We start from the raw sequence: 8,551 nt of genomic DNA, 5'->3' as shown, positions 1-8,551 counted from the left end.
CTCATCGCCGGCACACGCGTCCAGGCCCCGCCGCTCGCCCCCGGCCTGCATGTGGTGGCGACCCCCATCGGCAACCTTGGCGACGTGACCGTGCGCGCGCTGGAGACGCTGGCGGGCGCAGACGTGATCGCCTGTGAGGACACCCGCATCTCCCGCCGGCTCACCGAGCGCTACGGCATCGCCACCCCCCTCGTGCCCTATCACGACCACAACGGCGCCAGCGCCCGGCCGAAGCTGCTGGCACGCCTTGCCGCCGGCGACCGCATCGCCCTCATCTCGGACGCCGGCACGCCACTGGTTTCGGACCCCGGCTTCAAGCTGGTGGTGGAGGCGGCGGAGGCGGGCCACACGGTGCATCCCGTGCCCGGCGCCTCAGCCCTGCTCGCCGCCCTCGTGGCAGCAGGGTTGCCCACGGATTGCTTCCTGTTCGACGGCTTCCTGCCGCCCAAATCGGGCCAGCGCCGCAACCGCCTCGCGGCGCTGGCGAGCGTGCCGGCGACGCTGGTGTTCTACGAGACCGGCCCGCGCCTCGCCGAGAGTCTCGCCGACCTCGCCGAGCGACTGGGCCCGCGCAAGGCGGCGGTCTGCCGCGAACTCACCAAGGCCTATGAGGAGGTGCGCCGCGGCGATCTCTCCACCCTCGCCGCCCACTATAGGCAGGCGGAGGCCCCGAGGGGCGAGATCGTGCTGGTGGTGGGACCGCCGCTGGAAGAGGCGGCCGGCGACGCCGCCGTGGACGATGCCCTCGCCCGTGCCCTCAAGGACGCGTCCTTGAAGGATGCGGTGGCCGCCGTGGCCGCCATGACCGGGCGGCCCAAGCGGGAGGTCTATGCCCGCGCCCTTGCCCTGTCCGAAGGCCGGGCCGGGGACACCGCGGCCGATGACTGACGCCGCCGTTCCCGCCGCAACGCGCCGCCGGCGCGCCGCCCACGACCGGGGCCTCGCTGCCGAGGAGCGCGCCGCCACCCTGCTCGGCGCCCATGGCTTCGAGATATTGGCCCGCCGGGTGCGCACGAAGACCGGAGAGATCGACCTGATCGCGCGGCAGGGCGACCTTCTCGTCTTCTGCGAGGTGAAGCTCCGGGCCGCCCTTTCCGACGCCGCCTTCTCGCTGCTGCCGCGCCAAAGGCGGCGCATCGCCGCGGCGGCCGAGGCGTTCCTCGCCGATCATCCGGAGCTGGCAGGCCTCAACATGCGGTTCGACGCCGTGCTGCTCGCCCGCTCGGGGGCCGCCGAGCACCTGCCCGGCGCGTTCGAGGCGGAGTTCTGAGAGGAGGTGGCGACGCGCGCGTCGCGGCTATAGATAAGGCGAAGCCCCAGCCGGGCGCCGGGAGATTGCCATGGCCCTCAAGGTCGCGGTCCAGATGGACCACATTGCCAACATCAACATTGCGGGCGACTCCACCTTCGCCCTGCTGCTCGAAGCCCAGGCGCGCGGGCACGCCCTGTTCCACTACACCCCCGACCGCATGGCCATGCGCGACGGCGCCGTCTTCGCCACCATCGAGCCGCTTGAGGTGAAGGACGAGGCCGGCACCCATTTCAGCCTCGGCGAGAAGCGGCGTGTCGCGCTCGACCAGATGGACGTGGTGCTGATGCGCCAGGATCCGCCCTTCGACATGGCCTACGTGACCGCCACGCACCTGCTGGAGCGCATCCACCCCAAAACCCTGGTGGTGAACGACCCGGCCCATGTGCGCAACGCGCCGGAGAAGATCTTCGTCACCGAGTTTCCGGAACTGATGCCGCCCACGCTGGTTTCCCGCGACCTCGACGAGATCAAGGCGTTCCGCGCCGAGTTCGGCGACGTGGTGATGAAGCCGCTCTACGGCAACGGCGGCGCCGCGGTGTTCCGCCTGACCGCCGACGACCTCAATTTCGGCTCGCTCTACGACCTGTTCGCCACCACCTTCCGCGAGCCGTGGGTCATCCAGCGCTTCCTGCCGGCCGTGAAGCATGGCGACAAGCGCATCATCCTGGTGGACGGCGCGGCGGCCGGGGCGGTCAACCGGGTCCCGAGCGAGGGCGACCTGCGCTCCAACATGGTGCGCGGCGGCGCCGCAAGGCCCACCGATCTCACCGATCGGGAACTGGAGATCTGCGCCCGCATTGGTCCCTCGCTGAAGAAGATGGGGCTCATCTTCGTGGGCATCGACGTGATCGACGGCAACCTCACCGAGATCAACGTCACCTCCCCCACGGGCCTGCGCGCCATCAAGCGTCTGGGCGGACCCGACATCGCCGCCCAGATCTGGGACAAGATCGAGGAGAAACGTGCCGCCTAGAGCGCGCGCCGATCTGCTTGCATCGCAAGCTGATCGGATCGCGCTCTAGCTCAGACGCCGGGCAGGTTGCATCACGCCATGATGAATTGGCAGATGCGCCTGACGCCCTGAAGCCCGGCCCCCTCGGGGACACGGGGACGTTCGGGCTTCCGACGGGATGGCGAAACGATCCCGCCAGAAGCCGATGGAGAGCCGGGCACTCCCGCCGCGCGAGGCAAGGGACGCCTCCGGCAAGGACCGAAGCCAACCGGGAGACAGGCGCATGGGCCAGCCGTTCACCGCTTCCATCCCCCACCGTCTCGGCAAGCTGGAGGCGACCCGACGCCTCCAGGTGGGGTTTACCACCGTGCGCTCGCGCTTCGGCCGCCACATCACCATTCTGGAGGAAATTTGGACCGGCGAGCATCTTGAGTTTCGCATCGCCGCCGTTGGCCAGACCGCGAGCGGGACCCTCGACGTGCTGGACGACGCGGTCCGGCTATCAGTGGAGCTGCCCTTCCTCCTCGACCTGCTGGCGCGAAAAGCCCAGGATCTCATCAAGAAGCAGGGTCAGCTCATGCTGGAGAAGAAATAGCCCCGCATCATCCCCAACGCCGACGATGACTTTCATCAGGCAGGATCGACCGGAACGGCTTCGGTCGCACTGCACCCATATTCAGGCAGCCTCCAGCTCCAGCGTCAGCGTATCGAGGGTGAAGGATCCGTCCGCCTCGATCTCGAAATGCTCCGCCACGTCCCGACTCGCACCCCGGATGAGAGAGCGGATGGCTGCGGCGTGGAGATCGGACGTCCGGATCCGCTCCACCCAGGGGCGAAACTCCAGCCGCAGCCGCCGCCGCGCCGTCCGCATCACCCGGAAACCCGCCCCTTCCGCATGCTCGACCCATTCCGCCTCGCGATAATCGCGACCATGCGAGGGATCGCGCAACATTTCGATGGCCTGAAGGAAGCTGTCGGCCACCGGCCAGTCGGGAGCGATGACATCCATCACCATGGCCCGCCCCTCCGCCTTCAAGACCCGCCGCGCTTCCCCCATCGCTGCCGGCACATTCCGCCAGTGATGCGCGCTATAGCGCGTGGCGACGAAATCGAAGCTGGCGTCGGCAAACGGCAGCCGTTCCGCGACACCCTGCCGGGTCACGACATTGGCCAAGCCGCGCTGTTCCGCCTCCACTGCCACGGCGCCGAGCATGTCGGCTGAAAGGTCATAGGCCACCACCTCGCCGGCGAATGGCGAAGCGGCGAAGCTGACATGCCCGCCGCCACATCCCAGATCGAGCAACCGGCCGGGCCGCAGCTCCGCCACCACCGCCGACAGCGCCTCCAGATCCGCGCCGCGTGCGTGGACGGCACTCGCCACATAGGCCGCCGCCTGTGGCCCGAACATGTCCGCCACATGGGCCTCGTGGCTGCGCGCGGCACCCGTTGCAGCGTCCGTCATCCGATGTTCCTCGCCTCGCCGCCCACCAGCATAGCCGCGCTCATCCGGCTGGCAAGCAAAATTGTTCCGCCTTTGTTCTTGCTGCCGGGACAATCCTCCGCTACCGTAGATGACAAGCGTGGAGGGGGGCGTGCGGTGATCCAGCGGGTGGCGACGGTCGCATTCGAGGGGGTGGACGCGCGCCCCGTGGACGTGCAGGTGCATGTGGCGGCGGGCCTGCCGGCCTTCACCATCGTCGGCCTCCCGGACAAGGCGGTGTCGGAGGCGCGGGAGCGGGTCCGTGCGGCGCTGATTGCGTCAGGCCTTGCTTTGCCGGCGCGGCGCATCACGGTCAATCTCGCTCCGGCGGACCTGCCCAAGGAAGGCTCCCATTACGACCTGCCCATCGCGCTCGGGCTCATGGCCGCCATCGGCGCCATTCCTTCCGACGCGCTCGATGGCTTCACCGTGGTGGGTGAACTGGCGCTCGACGGCGCCATCGCCGCGGTGGCCGGCGTGCTGCCCGCGGCCATCGGCGCGAACGCGCGCGGGCACGGCCTGGTCTGCCCCGCCGCGTGCGGCGCGGAAGCCGCCTGGGCCAGCCCGGACATGGAGATCCTGGCGCCGCAATCCCTCATCCAGCTCGCCAACCACATGACCGGCCGCCAGGTAATGGGGCGACCCGAGCCCAGAATGAAAGTGCCGGGAGAAGCCATGCTCGACCTGAGGGACGTGAAGGGACAGGAAACGGCAAAGCGTGCCCTGGAGGTCGCTGCCGCCGGCGGGCACAATTTGCTGTTCGTCGGGCCGCCGGGCGCGGGAAAGTCCATGCTGGCCCAGCGGCTGCCTTCCATCCTGCCGCCCCTCTCGCCGGCCGAGATGCTCGATGTGTCCATGATCGCCTCGGTGGCAGGCGCCATCGAAGACGGCGCGCTCATGGACCGCCGCCCGTTCCGCGCCCCGCATCATTCCGCTAGCATGGCCGCCATGGTGGGCGGGGGCGCGAAGGCCAGGCCCGGCGAGGTCTCCCTCGCCCACAATGGCGTCCTGTTCCTCGACGAATTGCCGGAATTTTCCCCCCAGGTGCTCGATTCCCTGCGCCAGCCCCTGGAGACGGGAGAGGTGCTGATTGCGCGGGCGAACCACCGGGTCACCTACCCCGCCCGCTTCCAGTTGATCGCCGCCATGAACCCCTGCCGCTGCGGCCGAGCCGGCGAGCCCGGCTTCACCTGCAAGCGGGGAGCGCGTTGTGCCGACGAGTACCAGGCCCGCTTGTCCGGCCCATTCCTCGACCGCATCGACATCCATCTGGAAGTGCCGGCGGTCTCCGCCTCCGATCTTGTGCTGCCGGCCCCGGCGGAAGGCTCGCGGGAGGTGGCAGCGCGGGTTGCCATGGCGCGGGAGATCCAGGTCGAGCGCTACACCGCCCTGGGACGGCGCGACGTGCGCACCAATGCTGAGGCCGCCGGCCCCCTGCTGGACCGGGTCGCGACCCCGGACTCAGGCGGCGCCACTCTTCTTCGGGACGCCGCGGACGCCATGCGCCTCACCGCCCGCGGCTATCATCGGGTGCTGAAGGTGGCCCGCACCCTCGCCGATCTCGATGGCGCCGACGGTGTCGGACGACGTCACCTCGCCGAGGCGCTGGCCTACCGCGCGGCGGCGGAACGTCCGCGGGCGGCGGCATGAGCCGCTCCGCTCCCAGGCGGCGCTGCGCGGCGCCTGGGAGCGATCAGCTCACCGGATGGCGTTGATGGCGAGGCCTTCCAGATACGAAATCTGCGCGAGATCGCCCGGCCCGACCTGCTGGAGGTCGGCGAGCACCTTGTCGTTGGCGGCCCGCATCGTCCGGACCACACCGTCCGCCCCTTCAAAGGTCACTGTACCGGCGGCCTTGTCGATGGCCACGAAGATGGTGGTCAAGGTCACCTCGCGCACGCCGAAGCCTTCCGGCCAGCCCGGCAGGCCGGCCTCCAGCACCACCTCCTTGATCACCTCGCCCGGCTTGCCCTGCCGGGCCTTGCCGAGACCCGTGACCACTCCGGGCGCGACCCGGATGATCAGGGTCTGCCCGTTGCGGAAGAAGGTAAGATCGCCCAGCAAGGGCGGCGCAATCACCGCCCAGCGGCGTCCGGAGGGATCTTCCAGCACGACGCGCCGCGTGGCGGGATCGGCTGAGACGAACTGGGCCCTGTAGGTGAAGACGGTGATCTGGCCGATACCCTGGACCAAGACCGTATCGACCTCCGCCGGTGTCGGCCGGGACTGCGCGAGCCCCGCGCCAGATGCGACGTGAACAAGTCCCGCGGCCAGCGCCACGGCCGCCAATCTCCGACCAAATACAATCATGGTGCCCCCCCAATGGAATCACGGGCGCCCCGGTGCCCGCACCTCGGCGCTAGCACCGCCTTGATCAGCCTGCAAGGCGCAGCCCTCGAGTTGGCCTGACCCGTCGATGCCTTCGCCCGACCGCTCCAACCAAGCGTTTCGGCTGGAGAACACCAGGTGGCCGCAGATCCACCGACAGCAGTCCGGTCCCGCCGCCCCTGCCGAGCCCGAAGCCCGAAGCCCGGACCAGCCCCCTGCGCTGGTCCATTGTCACATGGGCGTAGGAAAACTATGGTGTTGGTGGCGTTCATATCCTGGTAACCCGGACCACCGGCTCCGGGCAGAGGTTGAGGCGACGCCCGGCGTTACGCCATACGCCTGCGTGGGCAGCCGTGCCGGGGACCGACGCCGGTTCAGGTCAGGCACGCGCGCCGCAGGCGGCGGCCCGGGGAGGGGGTCGTTGCATGAAACGTACGGGGCATAACGATCCAGGCTTCAGCCTGCCCGCGCTGTTCGGGCGGGGCATCGACGTGGCACGCGATCTGGCGCGAGATCTGGCCCGCGATCCATTCAAGGATCTGCCGTTCAAGCCGTTGTCCCGGAACCTCGCGACGGGTTACACGCAGGAGGCTTTTGGACGGGGTGGTCTCGGCCACGGCTCGCCTGCCCCGACCGGCGAAGCACCGTTCCCGGCCCCGTTCGAGGCGACCGTCGCGCGAACGGCTCAGGGCAAGGCGTCATTGCCCGCGCCACAGAAGCTGGTCGCGGATTTGCGGGCCTATTCGGGCATCCGTCACAAGGACGCCCTTCCCCCTGACCCTGACGGCCTCGTCCTCGGCCGGCTTGGCGCACTGGAGGTGCGGCTCGCCCGCACCGCGCGCGACGTGCGCCGCGCCCAGCGCCTGCGCTACAAGGTATTCTACGAGGAAATGTCGGCGGTGCCCGATGCCGCTGCCCGCATCGCCCGCCGCGACATGGACAGCTTCGACGCCATCTGCGAGCACCTGCTCGTGCTGGACCACGACGCGGGCAAGATGGTGCTGGGCCGGCGCAAGCCCAAGGTGGTCGGCACCTATCGCCTGCTGCGCCAGGAGGTGGCCCAGCGCCACGGCGGGTTCTACACCCAGGGCGAGTTCGACGTGAACGGCATCATCGCCGCCCACCCGAACCTCAAGTTCCTGGAGCTCGGCCGCTCCTGCGTGCTGAAGCCCTACCGCAACAAGCGGACGGTCGAGTTGCTGTGGCACGGCGTGTGGACCTATATCCTGCGCAACAAGATCGACGCCATGTTCGGCTGCGCCAGCCTCGAGGGCACTGATCCCGAGGCGCTCGCCCTGCCGCTTTCCTTCCTCCACCACAACGCCCTGGCGCCGGACGAATGGCGCGCGCGGGCCATCGACGGCCGCCACGTGGCCATGGATCGCATGCCCAAGGCGGCCATCAACCCGAAGGCGGCCCTGCAGGCCTTGCCGCCCCTCATCAAGGGCTATCTGCGCCTTGGCGGGTTCGTCGGTGACGGCGCGGTGGTGGACCACCAGTTCGGCACCACTGACGTGCTCATCATCCTGCCGGTGTCGGTGATCAGCCCGCGCTACGTGGAGCATTTCGGCCCTACCGCGAACCGCCACGCCATTTGACCGGCACCGGGGCGGCCTTCGCATGACAAGGCCGGAAACGAGGCCATCGGCTGGCGGCTGCCTTCTCTTTCCTTAAGTTCAGAGGCGGGAGCGCCTGTGCTTGCGGGATCCCGGAGGCCGGGGGTACGGATGCAGTCCGAGCCCCCGCCCGGGCACGCCCGACGCCGAAGGTGCCGCCATGATCGAAATCACGCCCCGCATCGCCATCTCGGAGGACGAGATCGAACTCGCCTTCGTGCGGGCCTCCGGGCCGGGCGGGCAGAACGTGAACAAGGTGTCGAGCGCGGTCCAGCTGCGCTTCGATGCCGCCGGCTCCCCCAACCTGCCGGAGGGCGTGAAGAACCGGCTGGTCCGGCTGGCCGGCAAGCGCATGACGCAAGGCGGGGTCATCATCATCCAGGCGCAGCGCTTCCGCACCCAGGAACGCAACCGCGAAGACGCCCTCGCGCGGCTGGTCGAGCTGATCCGCAGCGCAACCGTGGTGGCGCCCATTCGCCGTCCGACCCGGCCCACCCTGGGCTCGAAGGAACGGCGCCTCGCCGCCAAGGAGCGGCGTGGCGAGGTCAAGTCCCTCCGCCGAGACAAGCCCCAGGCGGATTGATTCGACCCCCGGCAGCCATCGCCGCAGCACGCAGCATGTCGTGTATGCGGGTGGAAGGAGCAATCAATCGGGGCAGGCACCGCTCGACCTGTGCACTCGTCCCAATCAACCTTGGCTGCTCCGGCTTCGGAGAGAGGCCTTGCCTTGAGCTTGGGGCATGCGCTGGTCAGCTTGCCATCGCAAGCTGATCGGACAACGGGCGGTGTTTCAGTTTGAAAATCTGCTGCTGCGACCGGGCGCACCCCGGAACCCTCTCCCGCTTGCCGGGGAGGGCAGGGAG

9 protein-coding genes are annotated in these 8,551 nt (G+C 69.3%); 7 read left to right on the top strand and 2 right to left on the bottom strand.

Annotated elements, in window-relative coordinates:
* The 4 genes from rsmI to K9U40_RS20455 all read left to right on the top strand — a co-directional run.
* The coding region (gene rsmI, locus K9U40_RS20470; RefSeq protein WP_282891967.1) for a 16S rRNA (cytidine(1402)-2'-O)-methyltransferase at window positions 1-888 on the top strand (888 nt) is incomplete at its 5' end.
* Entirely contained in the window at window positions 881-1,270 is a 390-nt protein-coding gene (locus K9U40_RS20465; protein ID WP_282891966.1) for a YraN family protein, read from the top strand. The genes rsmI and K9U40_RS20465, both read left to right, overlap by 8 nt.
* Window positions 1,271-1,340: 70 nt before the next feature.
* On the top strand, window positions 1,341-2,285 hold the full coding sequence (gshB, locus tag K9U40_RS20460) for a glutathione synthase (protein ID WP_282891965.1): 945 nt from the start codon (window positions 1,341-1,343) through the stop codon (window positions 2,283-2,285).
* Window positions 2,286-2,547: 262 nt separating this feature from the next.
* Entirely contained in the window at window positions 2,548-2,859 is a 312-nt protein-coding gene (locus tag K9U40_RS20455) for a polyhydroxyalkanoic acid system family protein (protein WP_282891964.1), read from the top strand.
* Window positions 2,860-2,940: 81 nt separating this feature from the next.
* Here the strand turns inward: K9U40_RS20455 and K9U40_RS20450 are convergent, their stop codons facing one another.
* Window positions 2,941-3,726 (bottom strand): class I SAM-dependent methyltransferase, encoded by a 786-nt coding sequence (locus K9U40_RS20450; protein WP_282891963.1) that lies wholly within the window; start codon window positions 3,724-3,726, stop codon window positions 2,941-2,943.
* A 135-nt stretch (window positions 3,727-3,861) separates the two neighbouring features.
* On the opposite strand from K9U40_RS20450, the gene K9U40_RS20445 reads away from it, so the two are divergent.
* On the top strand, window positions 3,862-5,394 hold the full coding sequence (locus K9U40_RS20445; protein WP_282891962.1) for a YifB family Mg chelatase-like AAA ATPase: 1,533 nt from the start codon (window positions 3,862-3,864) through the stop codon (window positions 5,392-5,394).
* Window positions 5,395-5,442: 48 nt separating this feature from the next.
* Here the strand turns inward: K9U40_RS20445 and K9U40_RS20440 are convergent, their stop codons facing one another.
* A complete protein-coding gene (locus K9U40_RS20440) occupies window positions 5,443-6,024 on the bottom strand; it encodes a hypothetical protein (protein ID WP_282891961.1) in 582 nt (193 codons plus the stop codon).
* A 473-nt stretch (window positions 6,025-6,497) separates the two neighbouring features.
* Here K9U40_RS20440 and K9U40_RS20435 point away from each other — a divergent pair, with 473 nt between their 5' ends.
* Both K9U40_RS20435 and arfB read left to right on the top strand, forming a co-directional pair.
* Window positions 6,498-7,670 carry a GNAT family N-acetyltransferase gene (locus tag K9U40_RS20435; protein ID WP_282891960.1) on the top strand — a complete coding sequence of 391 codons (1,173 nt, stop codon included), beginning with the start codon at window positions 6,498-6,500 and terminating at the stop codon, window positions 7,668-7,670.
* A 178-nt stretch (window positions 7,671-7,848) separates the two neighbouring features.
* Complete coding sequence (gene arfB / locus K9U40_RS20430) at window positions 7,849-8,271, top strand: alternative ribosome rescue aminoacyl-tRNA hydrolase ArfB (RefSeq protein WP_282891959.1); 423 nt, start codon at window positions 7,849-7,851, stop codon at window positions 8,269-8,271.
* Window positions 8,272-8,551 lie beyond the last annotated feature (280 nt).

The organism is Xanthobacter autotrophicus, from assembly GCF_030015065.1.
Lineage (GTDB): Bacteria > Pseudomonadota > Alphaproteobacteria > Rhizobiales > Xanthobacteraceae > Xanthobacter > Xanthobacter autotrophicus_D.
The sequence above is the reverse complement of the archived record's forward strand: the minus strand, read 5'-3'. Positions and strand labels throughout refer to the sequence as shown.